This window comes from Holophaga foetida DSM 6591, assembly GCF_000242615.2.
Classification (GTDB): domain Bacteria; phylum Acidobacteriota; class Holophagae; order Holophagales; family Holophagaceae; genus Holophaga; species Holophaga foetida.
Window position 1 is genome coordinate 2508607 of record NZ_KI912268.1, and the last position, 19568, is coordinate 2528174.

At 63.7% G+C, this 19568-nt stretch carries 16 protein-coding genes and 1 tRNA gene; 11 read left to right on the forward strand and 6 right to left on the reverse strand.

Going from position 1 to position 19568, the window contains the following annotated elements:
* Window positions 1-10 precede the first annotated feature (10 nt).
* From tssB to HOLFODRAFT_RS0211250, 6 genes are all read left to right on the forward strand, one after another.
* Window positions 11-517: a type VI secretion system contractile sheath small subunit gene (gene tssB, locus HOLFODRAFT_RS0211230; RefSeq protein ID WP_005032944.1), complete on the forward strand. Its 507-nt coding sequence runs from the start codon at window positions 11-13 to the stop codon at window positions 515-517.
* A 2-nt stretch (window positions 518-519) separates the two neighbouring features.
* Window positions 520-2022 carry a type VI secretion system contractile sheath large subunit gene (tssC, locus tag HOLFODRAFT_RS0211235; RefSeq protein WP_005032942.1) on the forward strand — a complete coding sequence of 501 codons (1503 nt, stop codon included), beginning with the start codon at window positions 520-522 and terminating at the stop codon, window positions 2020-2022.
* A gap of 37 nt (window positions 2023-2059) precedes the next feature.
* The gene (locus tag HOLFODRAFT_RS0211240; RefSeq protein ID WP_005032939.1) at window positions 2060-2548 is read left to right on the forward strand and encodes an Hcp family type VI secretion system effector; all 489 of its coding nucleotides are present in this window, start codon (window positions 2060-2062) and stop codon (window positions 2546-2548) included.
* Window positions 2549-2720: 172 nt separating this feature from the next.
* On the forward strand, window positions 2721-3131 hold the full coding sequence (locus HOLFODRAFT_RS24540) for a hypothetical protein (protein WP_148300430.1): 411 nt from the start codon (window positions 2721-2723) through the stop codon (window positions 3129-3131).
* 3 nt (window positions 3132-3134) lie between these two features.
* Window positions 3135-3329 (forward strand): hypothetical protein, encoded by a 195-nt coding sequence (locus tag HOLFODRAFT_RS20765; protein WP_005032937.1) that lies wholly within the window; start codon window positions 3135-3137, stop codon window positions 3327-3329.
* Between the two features lie 296 nt (window positions 3330-3625).
* Entirely contained in the window at window positions 3626-3916 is a 291-nt protein-coding gene (locus tag HOLFODRAFT_RS0211250; RefSeq protein WP_148300431.1) for a hypothetical protein, read from the forward strand.
* A gap of 333 nt (window positions 3917-4249) precedes the next feature.
* On the opposite strand, the gene HOLFODRAFT_RS0211255 is transcribed toward HOLFODRAFT_RS0211250, so the two are convergent.
* Window positions 4250-8029 (reverse strand): phosphoribosylformylglycinamidine synthase, encoded by a 3780-nt coding sequence (locus HOLFODRAFT_RS0211255; protein WP_005032934.1) that lies wholly within the window; start codon window positions 8027-8029, stop codon window positions 4250-4252.
* A gap of 130 nt (window positions 8030-8159) precedes the next feature.
* On the opposite strand from HOLFODRAFT_RS0211255, the gene pyrE reads away from it, so the two are divergent.
* Both pyrE and HOLFODRAFT_RS0211265 read left to right on the forward strand, forming a co-directional pair.
* A complete protein-coding gene (gene pyrE / locus HOLFODRAFT_RS0211260; protein WP_026939257.1) occupies window positions 8160-8789 on the forward strand; it encodes an orotate phosphoribosyltransferase in 630 nt (209 codons plus the stop codon).
* A gap of 21 nt (window positions 8790-8810) precedes the next feature.
* Window positions 8811-10355, forward strand: a complete 1545-nt coding sequence (locus HOLFODRAFT_RS0211265) for a peptide MFS transporter (RefSeq protein ID WP_005032930.1) — start codon at window positions 8811-8813, stop codon at window positions 10353-10355.
* Here the strand turns inward: HOLFODRAFT_RS0211265 and HOLFODRAFT_RS0211270 are convergent.
* The 5 genes from HOLFODRAFT_RS0211270 to HOLFODRAFT_RS20780 all read right to left on the reverse strand — a co-directional run bounded on the left by HOLFODRAFT_RS0211270 (window position 10352) and on the right by HOLFODRAFT_RS20780 (window position 16911).
* On the reverse strand, window positions 10352-11338 hold the full coding sequence (locus tag HOLFODRAFT_RS0211270) for a phosphotransferase (protein WP_005032927.1): 987 nt from the start codon (window positions 11336-11338) through the stop codon (window positions 10352-10354). The two genes, HOLFODRAFT_RS0211265 and HOLFODRAFT_RS0211270, sit on opposite strands and share 4 nt — an antisense overlap.
* A gap of 9 nt (window positions 11339-11347) precedes the next feature.
* The gene (locus HOLFODRAFT_RS23115) at window positions 11348-12175 is read right to left on the reverse strand and encodes a nucleotidyltransferase family protein (RefSeq protein WP_005032925.1); all 828 of its coding nucleotides are present in this window, start codon (window positions 12173-12175) and stop codon (window positions 11348-11350) included.
* Window positions 12172-13503, reverse strand: a complete 1332-nt coding sequence (locus HOLFODRAFT_RS0211280; RefSeq protein ID WP_005032922.1) for a hemolysin family protein — start codon at window positions 13501-13503, stop codon at window positions 12172-12174. Before HOLFODRAFT_RS0211280 ends, HOLFODRAFT_RS23115 begins: the two co-directional genes overlap by 4 nt.
* Window positions 13503-15266, reverse strand: coding sequence for a response regulator (locus HOLFODRAFT_RS25525; protein ID WP_005032920.1), 1764 nt, complete (start codon window positions 15264-15266; stop codon window positions 13503-13505). Before HOLFODRAFT_RS25525 ends, HOLFODRAFT_RS0211280 begins: the two co-directional genes overlap by 1 nt.
* A 112-nt stretch (window positions 15267-15378) precedes the next feature.
* Complete coding sequence (locus tag HOLFODRAFT_RS20780; protein ID WP_005032918.1) at window positions 15379-16911, reverse strand: trypsin-like peptidase domain-containing protein; 1533 nt, start codon at window positions 16909-16911, stop codon at window positions 15379-15381.
* A gap of 112 nt (window positions 16912-17023) precedes the next feature.
* Between HOLFODRAFT_RS20780 and HOLFODRAFT_RS0211295 the strand changes: the two genes are divergently transcribed.
* From HOLFODRAFT_RS0211295 to HOLFODRAFT_RS0211305, 3 genes are all read left to right on the forward strand, one after another.
* Window positions 17024-17100 (forward strand) — tRNA-His (locus HOLFODRAFT_RS0211295).
* Window positions 17101-17400: 300 nt separating this feature from the next.
* The gene (locus HOLFODRAFT_RS0211300; protein ID WP_005032915.1) at window positions 17401-18561 is read left to right on the forward strand and encodes a Fic family protein; all 1161 of its coding nucleotides are present in this window, start codon (window positions 17401-17403) and stop codon (window positions 18559-18561) included.
* Window positions 18562-18789: 228 nt separating this feature from the next.
* On the forward strand, window positions 18790-19212 hold the full coding sequence (locus tag HOLFODRAFT_RS0211305; RefSeq protein ID WP_005032913.1) for a hypothetical protein: 423 nt from the start codon (window positions 18790-18792) through the stop codon (window positions 19210-19212).
* Window positions 19213-19568: the final 356 nt, after the last annotated feature.

The following is a 19568-nucleotide window of genomic DNA, read 5'->3' on the forward strand; positions in this document are numbered from 1 at the left end:
TGGAGGGGTTATGAGTCGAGAAAGCACACAGAAACGAATCGCTCGCGACCGAGCACCGCGCGTCCAGATCAACTACGACGTTGAGGTCGGAGGCGCCATCGAAACGAAGGAGCTTCCCTTCGTCCTCGGAGTCATGGGCGACTACAGCGGCCACTCCAAGGAGCCCCTTCCCAAGCTCAAGGATCGCAAGTTCGTGCAGATCGACGGCGAAAGGTTCGATGACGTCATGAAGGGGATAGCGCCTCGACTCGTCCTCCGCGTGGACAACAAGCTCAAGAACGACGACAGCCAAGTCGGCGTCGAACTGAACTTCAACAAGATGGAAGACTTCGAGCCGCTCCAGGTGGTCCAGCAGGTCGACCCCCTCCGCCAGCTGTTAGAGGCCCGGACCCGCCTTTCCGATCTCCGGGGAAAGCTGGCCGGCAACGACAAGCTCGAGGAGCTTCTCGAACAGATCGTCCACGACACCGAAAAGCTTCAGTCCATTTCCCGGCCTCAGCCTGAGACGGAGGGTTAGACATGACTTCTGACAACCCTCAAGCCACCACCCTGCCCTTGGGCCAGGGCGATGCCGCGCTGGCGGAAGCCCCAAGCCTTCTGGACAGCATCATCGAAAACAGCCGCGCCGCCTCCAGCGAGGCCGAGCGGGTGCGTACCCGAGACCTGATCGGCGAGCTCGCCGAACAGGTGCTTTCCGGCACCGTCCAGGTCAAGCGGGATCTCGCCACCAGCCTGGATGCCCGGATCGCCGAGATCGACCACCTGATTTCGGAACAGCTCAACGCCATCATGCATCACCCGGAGTTCCAGCGGCTGGAAGGCTCCTGGCGCGGGTTGCGCTACATGATCTCCCAGACCGATACGAGCCCCTCGCTCAAGATCAAGGTCTTCAACTCCAAGAAGACGGAACTGGTCAAGGATCTCCGCACCTCCTCGGATTACGACCAGAGCGCCCTTTTCAAGAAAATCTACGAAGAGGAATACGGCACCTTCGGCGGCGCGCCCTATGCGGCCCTCATTGGAGACTACGAATTCTCGCGGCACCCTGAAGACCTCTTCCTACTGGAGGAACTCTCCCATGTGGCCGCCGCAGCCCACGCCCCACTTGTATCTGCGGCCCACCCCGGCCTTTTCGGCCTCGAAAATTTCGCCGAGATCGGGAAACCGCGCAATCTCGCCAAGATATTCGACACCACCGAGTATGCCAAATGGAAGTCCTTCCGCGAATCGGAAGACTCCCGCTACGTGGGTCTCGTGCTGCCTCACGTGCTGGGTCGCCTTCCCTACGGCCCGGACACCCACCCGGCGGAAGGATTCAACTTCGTCGAGGATGTGGATGGCAGCGACAGCTCCAAGTACCTGTGGGTGAACGCCGCCTATTCCTACGCCGGCCGTCTCACCCGAGCCTTTGCCGAGTATGGATGGCTGGCTGCGATCCGGGGCGTAGAGGGCGGCGGCCTCGTAGAGGGCCTGCCGACCCACACCTTCAATACCGACGATGGCGAGATCGCCCTCAAGTGCCCCACCGAAGTCGCCATCACGGATCGCAATGAAAAGTCCCTCTCGGACCTGGGCTTCATCTCCCTGGTGCACTGCAAGAACACGGACTATGCCGCCTTCTTCAGCGGGCAGTCCGCCCAGAAGCCCAAGACTTACAGCACGGACGCGGCCAACGCCAACGCCCGCCTTTCCACTCAGTTGCCCTACATCTTCGCCGTATCCCGCATCGCCCACTACATGAAGGCCATCATGCGGGACAAGGTGGGCAGCTTCGCTTCCCGGAGCAACGTGGAGGACTTCCTCAACGGGTGGCTGGCGCAGTACGTGCTCCTGGACGATTCCGCGTCCCAGGAAGCCAAGTCGAAGTACCCCCTGCGGGAAGCCAAGGTCGAAGTGGTCGAGGTGCCGGGCAAGCCCGGTGTCTATCGCGCTGCGGCCTTCCTGCGGCCCCATTTCCAGCTCGACGAACTGACTGTTTCTCTGCGACTTGTGGCTGAGCTCCCTGCTCCGGCCTCCCGATAGCGCAGTTACCCCCAACCTCCATTTCTAGGAGAAAATCATGGCTTTTGACGCCTTCATCAAGATCGACGGAATCCCCGGCGAGTGCACCGACGACAAGCACAAAGACTGGATCGAGATCGGGTCCTTTAACTGGGATCTTTCACAGCCTGCATCAGCAAGCGCCAGCACTGCGGGTGGTTCCTCTGCCGAGCGGGTGAACATCTCCCCTCTGAACTTTGCCCATCCCTTCGACAAGGCGAGCCCCAAGCTCTATGAGGCCTGCTGCAAGGGCACCCACATCAAGGAAGCCACGCTGCATTTGAATCGCGCAGGGGGGAACAAGATGCTCTACGGCGAAATCACCCTCAAGGACGTGCTTGTTTCCGCTGTGGCCGTCGCTGGCAGCGGGGAATTCCCTTCTGAGGTAGTCACCCTTAGTGCTGGCAGCTACACCTGGAAATACAACCAGCAGGACAAGGCCACTGGCCAGAGCGCGGGCAGTGTGAGTGCTGGCTGGGATCTCAAAACAAATAAAGCCACGGCATAGATCTAAACCTTTTTTACAGCAAGCGCCTTGAGACAACTGTAGATTGCGCGACGACAATTACCCCTGCGACGCACATTCCTAATTGACGCCGCCCATGTAGATCAAGGCGCTTGCTTGTTTCTGCCAAATTAACCATAGTTTAAACAGTAGTTATAAACATATGGGGCCCACTATGGTTAGAGTCAGGAAGACCTTCTACGGCTACTTTAAGGAAAATATGGATGCCATGGGTGCACCGTGCCCTGAAACCCTGTTCTCAACTGCTACAACTGCTACAGCCACAATCAAAACCATTCTTTCCGAAATAGAGAAGCATGGACCATCTGTCACTCTTGCTGAGTTAGCAGTAGCTGGGACTGGTTTAGAGATATTGGGATTCGCTGCCGCTGGAACCGCTGCCGCCTACGTGGGGATTTGCATTGGCAGTCTTGCTGTTGCCACCGGGAAATCGATATCAGGCGGGTACTCCCTTGGGGATCTTTTTGCGACGGCTCACCTGCATGATATTAATTCAAACCATCTTGCATATATTTTGCAACAGCACAGCTTCCAACGCAAGTATTCTACAATCTGCACGGTGTAGCCCATGACCAAGGACGATGGAAGACTGCTGCTTGTGGCCGTGCCTATATTCCTTATAGCATGGGCCTTTTGGCACTACCTTGGCCAAAGAGCGTTCGATGTGCTTGGCATTATTGTCCTGGCAGCCCTGCTTGGAGAAAATTGGCACCTCCGGAAAAAGCTCAGGATCATGATTCAAAATAAAATCGTCAGCAAATAGATATATAATTACTTATGGCAATTTTTAATTATTATTAACAAGGGCAAGACCGAGACTACTCTGCGGGCGAGGGACCAAGGTTCCTACTCGAGTCGTCCAAGCGGGGCGGACTGGCAATACCTGGGAGTCTGCTATGCCGACCGTGTACTGGAGTAGACCTGCTGCCCTCTTGATTTTCTGCCTCTCGCCCGCTGCTGGGCAGGAGAGGATCCCGCTCCCACAGGGAGGCGCGGCAAGCCTCAGTCGGTCCCGGGACGGGATCACCGTGACCGTCACCCCCCCCTGGACACCGGCCCATGATACTCGTGCTGCAAGGGGACCCCTCCATCTCCCGGAAGGCCAGGAGTGGACGTCTGGAGATCCTGAGACAGGTGGGTGTCTCCACCCTGGTGATCCGCGACACTCACCCCTCCACCCCTGGGGGCATGTCGCACTGCCAGGCCGGGGAGGAGTCCTTCCTCCGGGTTCTGGACTGGAGCGAGGATGGAACGGTTCTGGGCTTGACCTGGCTTGCCTCCTCCCCGGAGATACCCAGCCCTTGGAAGACCCTCCGTCTCTCCTTCGCCCCGCCGACTCCCGCTCGGTGAGCCCCCCCGGGGATCACCGGGCGTCCCGGCAGGGGAGAAGGCAGACTGGGAGGACCGCCGAACAGTGGGCCTCTCCCCGATGGCCTCCAGGAGACCCGACTCGGCGAGAACGGCTCCGTCTATGCTCGGACCGCCAAGCCTACCACTGCAAAGCCTTCGAACTCCTCGGCCTCAGGAGGCTGTCGGCAGTGACTACGGCATCAAATCGAGCAGAATCCTTATGGATCAGGTGCATTCTCGGGGCATTACTATAACTTCGTGATGGGAAGCCCCGCGAACTAAGGAGCCAGCTCCCTTCCGGGTGCTGGCTCCGTTGCGTTGCATGTTCAGGCCCTAGGCGAAGTATTCCACACCCGCCCGGAAGAGCTGCATATCCTTCTCTCCGGGCACGTTGCGCCAGACGTTGGGGGTCACGCGCTCGGCGTGGGCCATCTTGCCGAGGACGCGCCCATCGGGGCTGGTGAGGCCTTCGATGGCGAGGGCGCTGCCGTTGGGGTTGTAGTCCAGGTCCAGGGTGGGCTGGCCCGTGGGATCCACATACTGGGTGGCCACCTGGCCCTCCGCCAGGAGGCGGCGCAGGGTGGCGTTGGGCCCCACGATGCGACCTTCGCCGTGGGCGATGGCCACGACATGCTGGTCGCCGGGGCTGAGGCGGGCGAACCAGGGCGAGCGGTTGCTCACCACCCGGGTGGTGGCCATGCGGCTGGTGTAGCGCAGGTTGTTGAAGGTGAGGGTGGGGCACTCGGGGCTCTGCTCCCGGATCTCGCCGTAGGGCACCAGCCCCAGCTTGATGAGGGCCTGGAAGCCGTTGCAGATGCCCAGCATCAGGCCATCCCGCTGTTTCAGAAGCTCGTGGACTGCGTCCCGCACCTTGGGATTGCGATAGGCGGCGGCGATGAACTTGCCCGAGCCCTCGGGCTCGTCGCCCGCGCTGAAGCCCCCGGGGATCATGATGATCTGGGAGCGGGAAATGGCCTGGGCCATGGCGTCCAAGCTCTCTTCCACCGCCTGGGGATTGAGGTTGCGGAAGACCACCGTCTCGGTGACGGCTCCGGCCCGCTCAAAGGCCTGGGCGCAGTCGTACTCGCAGTTGGTTCCGGGAAAGGCCGTGAGGACCACCCGGGGGCGGGCGATCCTGATGGCTGGCGCTTTGCGCTCAATGGCAGCCACGGGGGCGAAGGACGGCAGGGCGGCGGGGGTCTCCTCGGCCTCGGCGGTCGGGAAGATCCTCTCCAAGGGGGCTTCCCAGGCCTGTTGGGCCTTGGCGAGATCCAGGACTGTCTCGCCGAGGCGGATCACGGGCTCAGGCGTGGTGCGACCCAGGAGGGCCCAGTCCAGGTCGCTGAAGAGGATGTCCGCCCGTTCAGAGCTGGGAAGTTCCACCACGAAGGAGCCCGGCAGGGGCTGGAACCAATAGGCGGCCTCCCGCTCCTCGTCCAGCTCCAGGCCCAGGCCATTGCCGAAGGCCATGATGGAGAGGGCCGGGGCCAGGCCGTCCATGCCAACGACCTTGGCAGAGAGGATGCGGCCTTCCCGGATCAGCTGGCCCAGGCGGGCATAGAGGGCACGCAGGGGAGCCCAGTCCGGCAGCTCCTCGGCGGTGCGGGGGAGTTCCAGCAGCACCACATCGTGGTCAGCGCCCTTGAATTCGGGGCTGATGACCTGGTCGGCCTTGACCACATCCACGGCAAAGGCCACCAGGGTGGGAGGCACGTCCAGATCCTTGAAGGTGCCGGACATGCTGTCCTTGCCACCAATGGCAGGAGTCTCCAATTCCAGCTCGGCCTGGAGGGCTCCCAGGAGGGCCGCCAGGGGCGCGCCCCAGCGCAGGGGGTCACCAGCTGGCTTGCCGAAGTATTCCTGAAGGGTGTAGCGCAGACGGCTCGGATCCGCACCCACCGCCACCAGTCGGGCCGCAGCCACAACGTGGGCCCAGACGGCCCCGTGGAAGGGGCTCCACTTGGCCACCTCGGGAAGGAAGCCGTGGCTCATGGCGCTGGCGCTACGGGTCTCGCCCCCCAGCACCGGGAACTTGGCAACCATGCTCTCGGCAGGGGTGCGGCGGGTCCTGCCACCGAAGGGCACCAGGACGGAAGCGGCGCCGATGGTGCTGTCGAACTTCTCCACCAGGCCCCGCTGGGAGCAGGTGTTGATGTCGGCCAGGGAAGCCAACCACTGCTGGGCAAGCCCGGAGGCTTCCACCTTCCTGGCCTTGAAGGGCGATGAGCTTCCAGGCGTCGCAATGCGGGCCTGGGTGCCCTGGGGGGCACCGTTGGTATCCAGGAAGGCCCGGGAGAGATCGGCGACGGGCTTGCCCCGCCAGCTCATGCGCAGACGCTTCTCCTCGGTAACCTCGGCCACCACCACGGCCTCCAGGTTCTCCTGGGCCGCCAGGGCCAGCACGGCCTCCACATCCTTGGGCTCCACCACCAGGGCCATGCGCTCCTGGCTCTCGGCGATGGCCAGCTCGGTGCCGTTCATGCCTTCGTATTTCTTGGGAACCACGTCCAGGTCGATGACGAGGCCGTCCGCCAGCTCTCCGATGGCCACGGAGACGCCACCGGCACCGAAGTCGTTGCACTTCTTCACCAGGCGGCTGAACTCGGGCTTGCGGAAGAGGCGCTGAAGCTTGCGTTCCATGGGGGCGTCGCCCTTCTGGACCTCAGCCCCGCAGCTCTCGATACTCTCCTCGGTGTGGGTCTTGGAGCTGCCGGTGGCGCCGCCGATGCCATCACGACCGGTACGGCCGCCCACCAGGATGATCTTGTCACCAGTGACGGGCTCCTCGCGGCGCACCTGGGCACGGGGCACGGCCCCCACCACGGCACCGATCTCCATGCGCTTGGCCACGTAGCCCGCATCGTAGTATTCCTGGACCTGACCGGTGCAGAGACCGATCTGGTTGCCGTAGGAGGCGAAGCCCGCCGCGGCCTCCGTGGTGATCTTGCGCTGGGGCAGCTTGCCGGCCAGGGTGTCCTTCACAGGCACCCGGGGATCGCCGCTGCCCGTGACCCGCATGGAATGGTAGACGTAGGCACGACCGGAAAGGGGATCCCGGATGGCGCCGCCCAGGCAGGTGGCGGCTCCGCCGAAGGGCTCAATCTCGGTGGGGTGGTTGTGGGTCTCGTTCTTGAACATGAGGAGCCACTCTTCGTGGCCCTCCGGGGCAGCGGTGTTGTCGATATCCACAACTACGGAGCAGGCGTTGATCTCGCTGGTCTGCTCCTGGTCATCAAGCTTTCCGGCCTGGCGCATGACGCGCATGGGAAGGAGGGCGATGTCCATCAGGCACTCGGGCTTCTCCGAGATGCGCTCGCCGAAGACCTGGCGCCGCAGGTTCCGGTAGTCCAGGAAGGCCTTGGCGATGGGACCGGAGAAAGGGCCGTCCTCGATGGTGACCTTCTCCAGTTCGGTGAGGAAGGTGGTGTGGCGGCAATGGTCGGACCAGTAGGTGTCCAGGAGGCGCAGCTCGGTCTCGGTGGGCTCGCGATGTTCTTCGTCCCGGAAGTAGGCCTGGGTGTGCTTCAGGTCCGCCAGGGTCATGGCCATGCCCAGCTGACCCTGGAGTTCCAGGAGCAGGGCCTCGTCGGCCCCGTTGAAGCCCACCATGACCTTCACCTCCTCAGGTTCGGGAAGGGCGGGGTTGAGGGTGGTCGGCTTGGCGACGGTGGCCTCCCGGCTATCCACAGGATTCACCAGGTAGCCGCGCACCCTGGCCACGGTCTCCAGATCCAGGGAACCCTTCAGGACATAGACCCGGGCACAGGCCACGGTGGGACGGAGACCGTGGGAGAGGAGCTGGAGGCACTGGGCGGCGCTATCCGCCCGCTGGTCGTACTGACCCGGCAGGTATTCCACCGCCAGGGCGCGCTCGTCGCCAGCCAAGGGCAGCTCCTCGTCGAAGAGGGCATCCACGGGGGGTTCGGCGAAGACCGTCCAGCGGGCGGCCTCGAACTCGGCGTCCCCCAGCCCCTCCACGTCGTAGCGGACGATCAGGCGGAGGTTCTCAAGTGCAGCGATCCCCAGGTTCTCCTTGAGGTCGTGGAGGATGTGGCGGGCCTCCACGGCGAATTCGGGCTTCTTCTCGACGAACAGACGACGGATGGGGGGCATGGGGCTTCCGGGAAAAGAGAATGGCCGCCCGAGCGCGGCCCTCTGAACCTTCCAATATACCAAGGCCAGGAATCCCCGCTTCAGGTTCGGCCCCAGACCTTACAATGGAGGCCCTATGCACGGAGCGATGATGACGAACCTGGATCTGGCCGCCGGACTTCTGGACGCAGGCGCAGTGAGGCTTTCCCCCAAGAGCCCCTTCACCTGGGCCAGCGGGCTCAAGGCCCCTATCTACTGCGACAATCGCCAACTCCTGGGCTTCCCGGACCTGCGCTCGGCCATCGCCGAGGCCCTGGCCGAGCGGGCGGCGGAAAAGGATCCCACCCTCATCGCGGGCACCAGCACCGCAGGCATCCCCTGGGCCTCCCTGGTGGCGGACCGCCTGAAGCTCCCCCTGGCCTATGTGCGCCCCGAGCCCAAGAAGCACGGCATGGGCCGCCAGGTGGAGGGTCCCCACGCTGACAAGCACCGGGTGGTGCTCATCGAGGACCTCATCAGCACCGGCGGCAGCAGCGTGAAGTGCGTGGAGGCACTGCGTCACGAGGATGCCGAGGTCCTGGAGGTCCTGGCCCTCTTCAGCTATGGCCTGCCCCAGGCCGATGCCACCTTCCAGGCCGCCCAGGTGCCCCTCCGGGTCCTGGCCACCTTCGAAGAGCTGGCCTCCAAGGCCCAGGAGAAGGGCCAGATCGATCCCGCCGATGCCGCCTCCCTGGCGGAATGGCGCACCGACACCGTCGCTTGGAGCAAGCGGCACGAGTAGGAATTCCGAGGAGGCCTCCGCGTGCCCAACCCAGCTGAACCCATCGCCCGGCCGGACATCCTGGACGACCGCTCACTCCTCGGCCACCCCCGCGGCCTGGGACTCCTCTTCGTGGTGGAGATGTGGGAGCGGTTCTCCTATTACGGCATGCGCGCCTTCCTGGTGCTGTACCTGGTGAAGGCCCTCAAGTGGCCTGATGCGCACGCGACGAGCCTCTACGGCACCTACACCAGCCTGGTCTACCTGACGCCACTCATCGGCGGCTACCTCGCCGACCGGGTGATCGGTACCCGACGTTCGCTGGTACTCGGGGGTGCGATCATCGCCCTCGGGCACTTCTGCTTGGCCTTCAACGGGATGACGGCCTTCTACCTTGGATTGGGCCTCATCATCATTGGCACGGGCTTCTTCAAGTCCAACGCCGCCACCATGGTGGGCCAGCTCTACCGGCCCGGGGACTCCCGGCGCGACGCGGGCTTCACCATCTACTACATGGGGGTCAACCTCGGAGCCTTCCTGGGGCCGCTGCTCTGTGGGCTGCTGGCCGAGAAGGTCGGATGGCACTGGGGCTTCGGAGCGGCTGGCGTGGGAATGGTCGCTGGCTTGGCCACCTACCTGGTCTATCGGGAGAAGTACCTCCCGGGCATCGGCCAGAGGGTCGGGGGGCAGCAGAGCGCCACCACTCAGGAACACGGCACCACCGACGGCAGGATGATGGTCCATGGTGCCATCGGTGCCGTAGTCGGCGCAGTGGTGGCCTGGATCCTGAGCGGTGCGGCCTGGTACCCGATCCTGCTGGGGGTGGCGGTGGGCGTCGCTGTCGCGGTGACGGTGCTCGGCTCCCACGGCGACGAGCGGAAGCGGGTGCTCGGGATCTTCCTGACCGCCTTCTTCGTGGTCTTCTTCTGGACAGCCTACGAGCAGGCGGGAAGCTCGATGAACCTCTTTGCCGATCGGCATACGGCGCTCCCCTCCCTCTTCGGGTGGACCATGCCCGCCACCTGGTTCCAGTGGTTCAACCCCGTGATGATCATCGTCCTGGCCCCGGTCTTCGCTGGACTCTGGGGCTTCCTGGGCAGGCGCGGGAAGGAGCCCTCCACCCCCATCAAGATGGTCTTCGGTCTCTTCCTGCTCGGGATCGGCTTCCTGTTCATGGTGAAGGGGGGACGGATCGTCGACGGCGGGGCTCAGGCCTCGGCCTGGTGGCTGACCCTGGCCTACCTCTTCCACACCCTCGGCGAGCTCTGCCTCTCTCCAGTGGGCCTCTCCTATGTGAGCCGACTGGCCCCCGCGCGATACGCTTCGCTGCTCATGGGCGCCTGGTATCTGGCCAACACCATCGCCAACAAGCTGTCTGGTGCCCTGGCCGGGCTCACCCCCACCCCCGGCGTCGAGCGCGCCGGAGCAGCCGGTGTCGGCTTCGCTGGCTATCTGCAGCAAGTCACCGCCACCAACGCCGGATTCTTTTCGCTCTTCGTGGTAATCGGTCTGGTCGGCGGGGCGCTGATGCTGCTCTTCGTCCCCCTCATCAAGAGGCTGACCGCCAGTGCGGACAGGAAGAACTAGCGCTCCATCAATCTCCGCTCCGCGAGCCGCAGCCAGTTCTCGGCCTGTAGCGCCCCTTCGCCGTGATGGATGCGTTGGAAGTGACCGATGATGTGGCGCAGGGTCCGGGGAATGGCTGGCGCAAAATAGGCCTTCTTCTTGTGGACGAGCTGGTGACCGAAGGTCCCCAGGGCCTTGAAGTTCCGCTGAAGGGCGCTGAGGTTCAGCTCCTCCCACAGGAGGGTCTCGGACCAGCCCAGCTCCTCCCGCACCCGCCCCACCAGGATGGCCCTGGCCTCCTCGGACCAGTCCCAGTACCCGTCAAAGAGGATGGAAGCCAGATCATAGGTGGCCGCCCCCTTCCGGGCATCCTGGAAGTCCAGGGTCACCAAGCGATCCCCCTGGACCATGAGGTTGCGGACGTGGAAGTCCCGGTGGGCCAGGAAGCGGGCCCTGGGCTCCAGGCCCCGGTGGATGTCCTCCATCAGGCGATCCAGCCAGCGGGGGGGATCCTTCTGGAGGAAGTCCTGAAAGAAGTTGGTGCGGCAGTAGTCCCATTCGAACTGGAGCTTGGCCTCATCGAAGGAGCGGAGCATGAAGAAGGCCCTTGAGGGAGCGCCCTCGGTCAGCAGCCCAACCCAGGAGGCCAGCTGAAGGGCCACAATGTTGACCCAGTGCTTCTCCTCTTCGGGGTGGACCATCAGGCGCCGTTCCAGGGTCTCGTCCCCCAGGTCCTCCATGAGCATCGTCCGGGACTCATCGTGGTGCTGGATGATGGTGGCCACGCGGATCACGGGATCCAGATAGGCCTGGAGGGCCCGGAAATCGTAATAGGCGTCGTCGGCGCGACCGGGTTCCGGGGCCGGGGGATAGAGCACCACCAGGGCTGTGCCCAGGTGGGGGTGCCGCACCCGGAAATACTGGCGGGCCCCGGCGTCTCCGGCGAGGGCCTGGGGGTCGCGGCAATCCCAGCGATCAAGGGCGTCCTGCAGTCTCGGATCCATGGAACCAGTCTATAGCGGCAAGCGCTCCAAGTGTCCCTCTTCGAAGAACCAGAGGGCATCCCGATCCTCCACCTCGGGGCCGAGGTGGACCTCGGGCCCCAGGATGCACCGTTCCAGACGGGCCTCTGCGGAGGCGGTGGGATGGAGGTAGCACCCAGGCATCCTTCCCTCCCCTTCCGGGGCCAGACGGGCCGCGGCCTCGATGAGCTGGTCCGGCGTGCCCACCTCGATCCATGGGAAGGGTTCCACGACGATGCCCGCGTGATGGCGAAGGTGGGGAAGGACATCGACCTTGGTATCCGAGGGCCCCTTGGGAAGCAGGGCCAGGACCCCCTGCCCCCACAGGCTGGCCCCCGTGAAGTGGTAGGGTCCCAGACCCGTCTGCCCCTTGGGAAGGATGCGCCCGTCCTCACCCAGCCAGACGGGATTCCAGGGACCGCCGGGATGGGGCACCAGGAGCCAGCTGAGCTCGGCCCCCCGCCTCCGATGTTCAGCGATGAAGGCTGCCCAGGGCACCTCAGCGATGGCATCACCGTTCCAAACCGCCAGGGGGTCGGCGCAACGCCCGCGGGCATGCAGGAGGCCCCCGGCACTGCCCAGGAGTTCGGGTTCCTCAAATACTTCAAGTTCTCCGGCCACGGCCTCCCGCAGGCGTTCCGACAGGTGATGGGTGTTGCAGCCGACGTGGGCCAGACCAGCCCTGTGGAAGGCGTCGGCTCCCCAGAGGAGGAGGGGCCTGTCCCGAAGGGGCCACGCGGGCTTGGGAAGGACCCGGGAGAGGGGTCCCATGCGCGTGCCCAGCCCTGCGGCCAGGATGAAGGCGTCCAGGCGGTTCAATCCCCCTCCTCCGAGGGGTCTTCCGTGTGCAGGGCGCTGTCGGGGGGGCGGAGCAGGAACTTCCGGGGAGCCATGCCACGCATCTCCAGAACCCGCACCCGCCAGTCCTGGATCTTCAGTTCGTCCCCCACCTTGAGGATCCGCCCCAGTTCCTCCTGGAAGTAGCCTCCCAGGCTGACACTCCCGGCCTCCACCTCGATCTTCAGGTCCAGGTGATCCTCCAGTTGCTCCAGGGTGACGTTGCCCTGGGCCACCCAGGCGCCACCCCGGGTCTGCTTCAGGTTGATGACCTCCCGGTCGAACTCGTCCTGGATCTCGCCCACAAGCTCCTCCAGCACGTCCTCCAGGGTCACGATGCCATCGATGCCACCGTGCTCGTTCACCACCAGAGCCAGATGCTGCTTCTCCTTCTGGAAGTCCAGCAACAGGTCCTGGATGAGGCGCATCTCGGGGACAAAGAAGGCAGGACGGGCCAGGGAGCGCAGATCCATGCGATCCCCCTGGTCGTTCAGGGCCCAGAGCAGCTCCTTGAGGTGGATGACCCCGACGACATGGTCCAGGTCGCCGTCCACCAGGGGGATGCGCGTATGGGGTGAGAGGCGGGCCAGATGGAGGTTCTCGGACTGGGGGCGGTGGAGGTCGAAGAAGACCACCTGGGCCCGAGGGATGGCGACCTCCTTGATGCTGCGCTTCGAGAAGTTGAAGACGTTCTCGATGAGTTCCTTGCGGCTCAGCTCCAGACTCCCCTGGGCCTGACTCTTGATGAGCATGTGCCGGAACTCCTCCTCCGTGGGGGCGTGCTCCTCCGCATGGACCTCTTCCGGGGCGACCCCCATGAGACGCTCCGTGAAGCGGGTGAGGTGCACCAGGACCCAGGTCACCGGGCGGATGAGCCGGGACCAGTAGAGGAGGGGCCGGGCGGTCCGGAGGGCCCAGACCGTGGTGGCCCGCAGGGCAAAGCTGCGGGGGAGGAGTTCCGCCAGGACGACCTGGAGAAGCGTGATCACCAGGAGCCCCAGGACCGACCCCAGCAGCACCCCGAGGTGGGGCCAGGGAAGGCGGTGGAAAAGGGTCCGGAAGCCCTCGATGAAGACCCCTTCGCCCACCGCACCGAGGGTAATGGTCAGGAGGGTGATGGCCACCTGAATGCTGGAGAGGTGAAGATCGAGATGCTGATGGACATCAAGGGCCTGGGCCGCCCTGGGCTCATCCGGAAGCAGTGCCTCCAGCTGGGTTGAACGCACCCTCACCGCCGAGAACTCCGCCAGCACAAAGAAGGCAGTGGCCAGGATCAGCAGGAGGGTGGCAATGAGGGTGAAAAGATCCATCAGAAGGGTCGGGTCAGATCCGTGGCCCTGCGAATCCCCGCCTCAAGATCGGAGATGACATTGGTGAGGGAGTCCAACCTGGCCGTGCGTTCGTTGAGATGCCCCTCCAGCTCCTGCTTCTCCTTGCCCAGACCCTGGGCGTGGGCTTCCAGTTCCTGCAGCGTGGTCTTCATCCGGGAGAGGGCTGTCTCCCGCTCGTCGATGCCAGCCAGGAGTTCCATCCGCTGGGTTTCACAATCCTGGGCCTCACGGGCCAGGCGCTGCTCCAATTCGACGCAGCGCGCCCGTGCCTGATCCCGCTCGGAAGCGAGGCTGCCCAGTTCCACCTGACGGACCTGGAGCTGCTGTTCAAGGTCGGCGCACCTGGACTGGGCCTGTTCACGCTCGGAGGCGAGGCTTTCCAGCTCCGCCTGGCGGGCCAGGAGTCCCAGCTCAAGGGCTTCGAGGTTCATCCGGAGTTCCCCCAGCTCCTCGGCCTGGCGATCCCGGGTGGACCGGGCGGCCTCGAACTGCTCACCGAGGGCGACCAGTTCCTGCTCCTGCCGGAGGGCCAGAGTGGATTTCTCGGCCAGTTCTGTCTCCGCCTGGGCGAGCCGTGTCTGGCAGGCGTCCAGGTCCGTGCGGAAGACCTCCCGCTCGGCCTCGGCCTGTTCCAGGGTGGCCTGGAGTTCGGCGCCCCTGACCTCCATCTCGTCGCAGCGAGTCTCGGCCTGGGCCACCAGTTGCTCCTTCGCCAGGAGCTGAGCGCGGACGGATTCGAATTCGCGCTGGACGCCCTCGGCTTCCTCCCTCAGGCTGCTCTGGCTGGCTTCCAGCTCCCCGACCTGGTTCTCCGCAGTAGCGGCACGGATTCGCAGGTCCTCGGCCTCCTTTTCCAGGTCCTGGAGGCGCATGGCCTGCTCCGCCAACTCCCGGCGTTGCCCCCGCAGGGTGCCCTCAAGCCCGGCCACATCCTGTCTCAGGAGTCTCAACTCCCGGTCCTGTTCCTCGGTACCGCCGCCGGGTGCGGCCTGGGACTCCAGGGCCTGGAGCCGCTCCTGGCTGAGGGCCAAGCTCTCCCGCACCCGGGCCAATTCCTCTTCGGCGGCGGCATGGGCTCCCTCCAGGAACTGGAGACGGTCCAGATCCCCGGAATCCCCGTTGGGTTCTGCCAACTCCGGAGCCCTCGCCTCCAGGAGGGCATCCCGCTCCCTCACCAGCGCCTCAAGCTCCAGGATCCGATGCTCCAGGGCGGCATCGGGAAGGATGCGGGTGGTAGCGGGCTCCAGTTCTTGAGCGGGCTCGGAGACGGGGGCGAAATCGACCTCCAGTTCGGACTTGAGACTTTCCAGCCACTCATCACCCAGGTCGGCCCCATCCAGATCGCCCAGCAGATCATCGGGCTCCCCGGCCCGGACAGGCACAAAGGGGCTCAGGCTGGCCACCAGAGCCTCGGATTCCATGGGTTTGTGGAGGTAGACGTCCGCGCGGCCCTTGAGGCTTTGGTGGCGGGCGTATTCCTCCTCGGTGGCCTTGGCGCTGATAAGCATGATCTTGAGATCCTGGAGCGCCGGGCTGCGCCGGATGGCCGAACAGAGCGCGTAACCCTTGTTCTCGGAGACCTCCACGCAGATGAGCACCGCTGCGATGCCTCCGCGTTCGAGGCGAGGCATGGCTCCATCGGTGGCCGCCAGGTACTCGACCTCGAAGGCTGCCTCCAGAGCAGCCTTGTGTTCATCCAGGAATGCCCTGTCATTGTCGACGACGAGGAGGCGCTGACCCATGATTGATCCTTGGTAAGAGGCTACCAGTCTATACGAAGCGTCGCCCGGAGGCTCCAGGTGGATGCAAAGAAAACCGCCGGGCTGGTGGCCCGGCGGCGAAAGAACGGGGAAACTACCGTGGGGGCACAGCCACCGTGGTCTGTCCAGCCCCCCTTGGATTGCGCAATAGCAGGAGGAGGGGGCGCCCATTGGCCTTCTTGACCTCGGCCTGGAAATCCTTCACCCCTTCGACATTCCTGGTCCCCACCGCGGCGATGATGATGCCTGGCCCGAATCCCCGCAGATCGGCCGCCGGGGAGCGGGGGCTCACATAGGTCACCACCACACCCTTGCGGTCATCCTCGACGCCAAACTGGTGACGGTTGGCGGGGGTGAGGGCTTCTGCCTTGAATCCGTAAGTCTTCTCCAGATTCACGCTGCGTCCATCGGACTCTCCGGATTGGGGCGCGGACTCCTCGGCTCCCTCCCCGTCGCTGCCGCCATTACCGCTGAGGCTCTTGCGGTCCCCGAGCACCACCGAGAGTTCTCTGAACTTTCCGTCCCGGATGATGCCAAGCTTCACCGTTTCACCGGCACGGCGCCCCGCAATGGCGGAGATCAGGTCGTCGGGGCTCTTGACCTTCTGGCCATCCACCGTAGTGATGACGTCCAGCCGCTGGACCGTGGCTTTGTCCGCAGCCTGCCCCCGCTGGACATCACCGACCACCACGCCTTCCCTGACCCCGAGACTCTCCTGGAAGGCCCGGTCCAGCTCCTGGGGGGTAACGCCCAGGTAGCCCCGGCTGACGGGCTTGCCAGCGCGCAGATCCTTTATGATCCGCTTGACCATATTGATGGGCACGGCGAAACCGATGTTCTGCCCATCGGTTCTGATGGCAGTGTTGATGCCCACCACCTGACCCTTGAGGTTCAGCAGGGGCCCTCCGGAATTGCCCCGATTGATGGCGGCATCGGTCTGGATAAAGGATTCCAGGCCGCTCCCCCCGCCGAGCATGCGCCCACTGCGGCCTTTGGCTGAGATGATGCCCTGGGTCACGGTGTGGTCAAGACCGAGGGGATTGCCGATGGCAACCACCCACTCCCCGATGCGGGCAGCGTCGGAATCCCCCAGCTCCGCGAAGGGCAGGTGGTGGGCGTCGATCTTTACCAGCGCGATATCCAGCTCCTTGTCCTTGCCGAGAACGGTCGCGGGATACGAATGGCCATCAGCGGTCTTGACCTCGATCCTGGCCTCCCCCCCCCGGATGCCCTCAATGACGTGGTGGTTCGTCAGGATCTCGCCATCCGACGAGATGATCACACCGGAGCCGCCCCCCTGGACCCGCTGTTCCTCGTCAGAACCCGGGCTGCGTCGACGCTGGTTGGGGCCGAAGAACCAGTCAAAGGGGGACTCCTGGGCAAAGGGGCTGCTTCCCTGGGCCTGTCCCTTGATGATGCTGGTGTTGGTGATGGCCACGACCGCCGGATTGAGCTTTTCCGCCACTTCCGCAATGGGGGGCATGCTCTCCAGGCCTCTCGCGCTCACGGCAATGGGCTTTTCCTCCTGGGCCTGGGCCACCCAACCGTGGCTGAGCCCCATGCCCACTGCCATACATGCCGATGCGAAGAACGAAAGGCCGATGACCTGTTTGACCTGCTGCTTCATACGTCCCTCTGTGAAATGACCGGATTACCGGACCTTCTTGACATGATGCCACCCTGCAAAAGGTTTCCACTGGTCAGTTCCCGGAATCCACGCTAAGCTGATGAGCTCTACGGCGGCTGTAGTTCAGTTGGTTAGAGCACTGGATTGTGATTCCAGGTGTCGAGGGTTCGAGTCCCTTCAGCCGCCCCAGATCGAGGCCCTGAAAGCACATGCTTTCGGGGCTTTTTGATATCGGGAGGAGCCGGGGTTTTTGGGTGCTCGTAAGTCCTTTGTTTGGCCACTGGGTTCCGGTGGTTGCGGTGTATGTGTGGTGTGGGATTTCTGACCCTGTTCTTTGGTCACCCTCCGGCCAGGCGATGACGGGCAATCAATGTGAGCCCTCATCACCCACTCCACCCTTTTCGGATGTGAAACAGGGCGAAGTATTGTTTTAGATATTTGCACTTTTCTAAAATAAGGCTCATCCTTGTTTTACTTTTGGAGGGAGGAATGAAGCGGGACGTCACAGGTCGCTACGTCGTGCATACGACTCAGGGTGAGCCCGTCCGGACCTTCGTCCCGAACCCCCTGCCGCCAACCCCTCCCATCCAATGGACACCTGGCCTGCTTGCCGCCCAGCAGCGGGCGGCCTTAGCCCTCGGTCGCTTGGACGGGGTCACAGCCCTGCTACCGGACCCCGCCCTGTTCCTCTACAGTTATGTTCGCAAGGAGGCCGTGCTCTCCAGCCAGATCGAGGGGACGCAGTCCTCCCTCTCGGACCTCCTCGCCTACGAGAACCAGCACGCCCCGGGGGTCCCCCTCGATGATGTGGTGGAGGTGTCCAACTACGTCGCGGCCCTGAACCACGGGTTGAAGCGACTCAAAGAGGGCTTCCCCCTCTGCCTGCGTCTCATCCGTGAGATCCACGAGGTGCTTCTCACCACAGGCCGAGGCAGTGGGAAGCAACCAGGGGAATTCAGGACGAGCCAGAACTGGATCGGTGGGAGCCGACCAGGGAACGCGAAGTTCGTTCCCCCTCCCCACGAGGAACTCGCCGAGTGCCTAAGGACCTGGGAGACCTTCCTGCACGGAGACGCCGTCATCGCAGATCCCCTGACCCGCGCGGCTCTCGCACACGTGCAGTTCGAAACTTTGCACCCATTCCTGGACGGCAATGGCCGTGTGGGACGCCTGCTCGTCACCCTGCTCCTCAGTGTGGAAGGAGTGCTTCGCGAGCCCCTGCTCTACCTCAGCCTCTTCCTGAAGCAGCACAGAGAGACCTACTACGAGCTGCTGCAGAAGGTCCGCATCGAGGGAGACTGGGAGGCGTGGCTGGACTTCTTCTTCCAGGGCGTCACCGAAACCTCCGATAGCGCTGTCATGACCGCTCAGCGGCTCCTACAGCTCTTCTCCGAAGACAGAAAGCGAATCCAGGCGCACGGCAAGATCGCTGGCTCCGTCCTGCAGGTCCACCACTACCTGCAGGGGCGGCCCATCGCCTCCGCCTCTACCATCGGTGAGGCGGAAAACCTCTCAGCCGCCACCATCAACAAGGCCCTGAAGACCCTGACCCAGATTGGGATCGTCCAAGAGATCACCGGGGGCCAACGGAACCGGCTGTTCGCGTATAGCCAAGTGCTGCAGATCCTATCCGAAGGGACAGAAGTCTAACCCTGGGGCGCCAAGCAAGGCGGGGCATTTGTGGCGTTCCTGAGCATGAAGGAGGTCTGCGCCGGGATCTGTGACTAGGAGCCCTGGTGAGGGGCCCACCAACGAAGAAGTCGTGCGAGGTCATGTGAATTTGATTTTCGTTCAACATTCTAGAATCCAGAATTTCGGATATCCCAATTCAGGCACCTGCCTCCCACCCCATATGATTGAAGCGAGTCCCGGAGCCCCATGACCACCGAAGCCGAGCTGAAGGAGAAACTGAGGAAGATTGAGGCCCTTTTCGCCGGGGCTGCCACCGCCGGGGAGCGGGACGCCGCCCAGGCGGCCAGGGAACGCATTCAGGTCAAGCTGCGTGGCCTGGAAGATCAGGAGCGCCCAGTCGAGATGCGCTTCACCCTTGGCGACGGGTGGAACCTCAAACTCTTCCTGGCCCTCTGCCGCCGCTATGGGCTCAAGCCCTACCGCAAGCATGGTCAGCGTCGGACAACCGTGATGCTGAGGGTTGTCCCCACCTTCGCCAACGACGTCCTGTGGCCCGAGTTCACCCAGCTGGCAGAAGCCCTGGGAGCCTATCTCAACGAAGCCACCGAGCGGATCATCCGGGAGGAGATCTTCAGGGATACGGAGGAACCTGAGGAAAGACAAGGGTAACGGGAACGCTTAACCTCATGGTTTACCAGGTTGGGCCTGATCCAGGCCACTCGATGGTTCGCTTCTCCGTCTATAGATATACATTGAGTAACAATATTTGTATCTTTTGGTGTTTTATAGCCAGTTGTGGTGTGGCCTCCAAAGGCTACCCTGCGGCCCCCGCCAGCACTTATTCTTCGGGCTTCGAGGCCTTTCTTGTGATTCCAGGTGTCGAGGGTTCGAGTCCCTTCAGCCGCCCCAGATCGAGGCCCCGCAACGGAACCGTCTTTTCGCGTATAGCCAAGTACTGGAGATCCTGTCGGAAGGGACAGAAGTCTGACCCTGGCCGCGATAATGATTGCAGTGCCTCGGAACAA

What these genes read in the sequence shown, in the direction of transcription:
- HOLFODRAFT_RS0211240 (WP_005032939.1), top strand. Translation starts at nt 2,060, where the DNA reads ATGGCTTTTGACGCCTTCATCAAGATCGACGGAATCCCCGGCGAGTGC.
- tssC (WP_005032942.1), top strand. Translation starts at nt 520, where the DNA reads ATGACTTCTGACAACCCTCAAGCCACCACCCTGCCCTTGGGCCAGGGC.
- HOLFODRAFT_RS0211255 (WP_005032934.1), bottom strand. Translation starts at nt 8,029, where the DNA reads ATGCCCCCCATCCGTCGTCTGTTCGTCGAGAAGAAGCCCGAATTCGCC.
- HOLFODRAFT_RS0211250 (WP_148300431.1), top strand. Translation starts at nt 3,626, where the DNA reads ATGATACTCGTGCTGCAAGGGGACCCCTCCATCTCCCGGAAGGCCAGG.
- HOLFODRAFT_RS24540 (WP_148300430.1), top strand. Translation starts at nt 2,721, where the DNA reads ATGGTTAGAGTCAGGAAGACCTTCTACGGCTACTTTAAGGAAAATATG.
- HOLFODRAFT_RS0211300 (WP_005032915.1), top strand. Translation starts at nt 17,401, where the DNA reads ATGAAGCGGGACGTCACAGGTCGCTACGTCGTGCATACGACTCAGGGT.
- HOLFODRAFT_RS0211270 (WP_005032927.1), bottom strand. Translation starts at nt 11,338, where the DNA reads ATGGATCCGAGACTGCAGGACGCCCTTGATCGCTGGGATTGCCGCGAC.
- tssB (WP_005032944.1), top strand. Translation starts at nt 11, where the DNA reads ATGAGTCGAGAAAGCACACAGAAACGAATCGCTCGCGACCGAGCACCG.
- HOLFODRAFT_RS20765 (WP_005032937.1), top strand. Translation starts at nt 3,135, where the DNA reads ATGACCAAGGACGATGGAAGACTGCTGCTTGTGGCCGTGCCTATATTC.
- HOLFODRAFT_RS25525 (WP_005032920.1), bottom strand. Translation starts at nt 15,266, where the DNA reads ATGGGTCAGCGCCTCCTCGTCGTCGACAATGACAGGGCATTCCTGGAT.
- HOLFODRAFT_RS0211305 (WP_005032913.1), top strand. Translation starts at nt 18,790, where the DNA reads ATGACCACCGAAGCCGAGCTGAAGGAGAAACTGAGGAAGATTGAGGCC.
- pyrE (WP_026939257.1), top strand. Translation starts at nt 8,160, where the DNA reads ATGACGAACCTGGATCTGGCCGCCGGACTTCTGGACGCAGGCGCAGTG.
- HOLFODRAFT_RS0211280 (WP_005032922.1), bottom strand. Translation starts at nt 13,503, where the DNA reads ATGGATCTTTTCACCCTCATTGCCACCCTCCTGCTGATCCTGGCCACT.
- HOLFODRAFT_RS20780 (WP_005032918.1), bottom strand. Translation starts at nt 16,911, where the DNA reads ATGAAGCAGCAGGTCAAACAGGTCATCGGCCTTTCGTTCTTCGCATCG.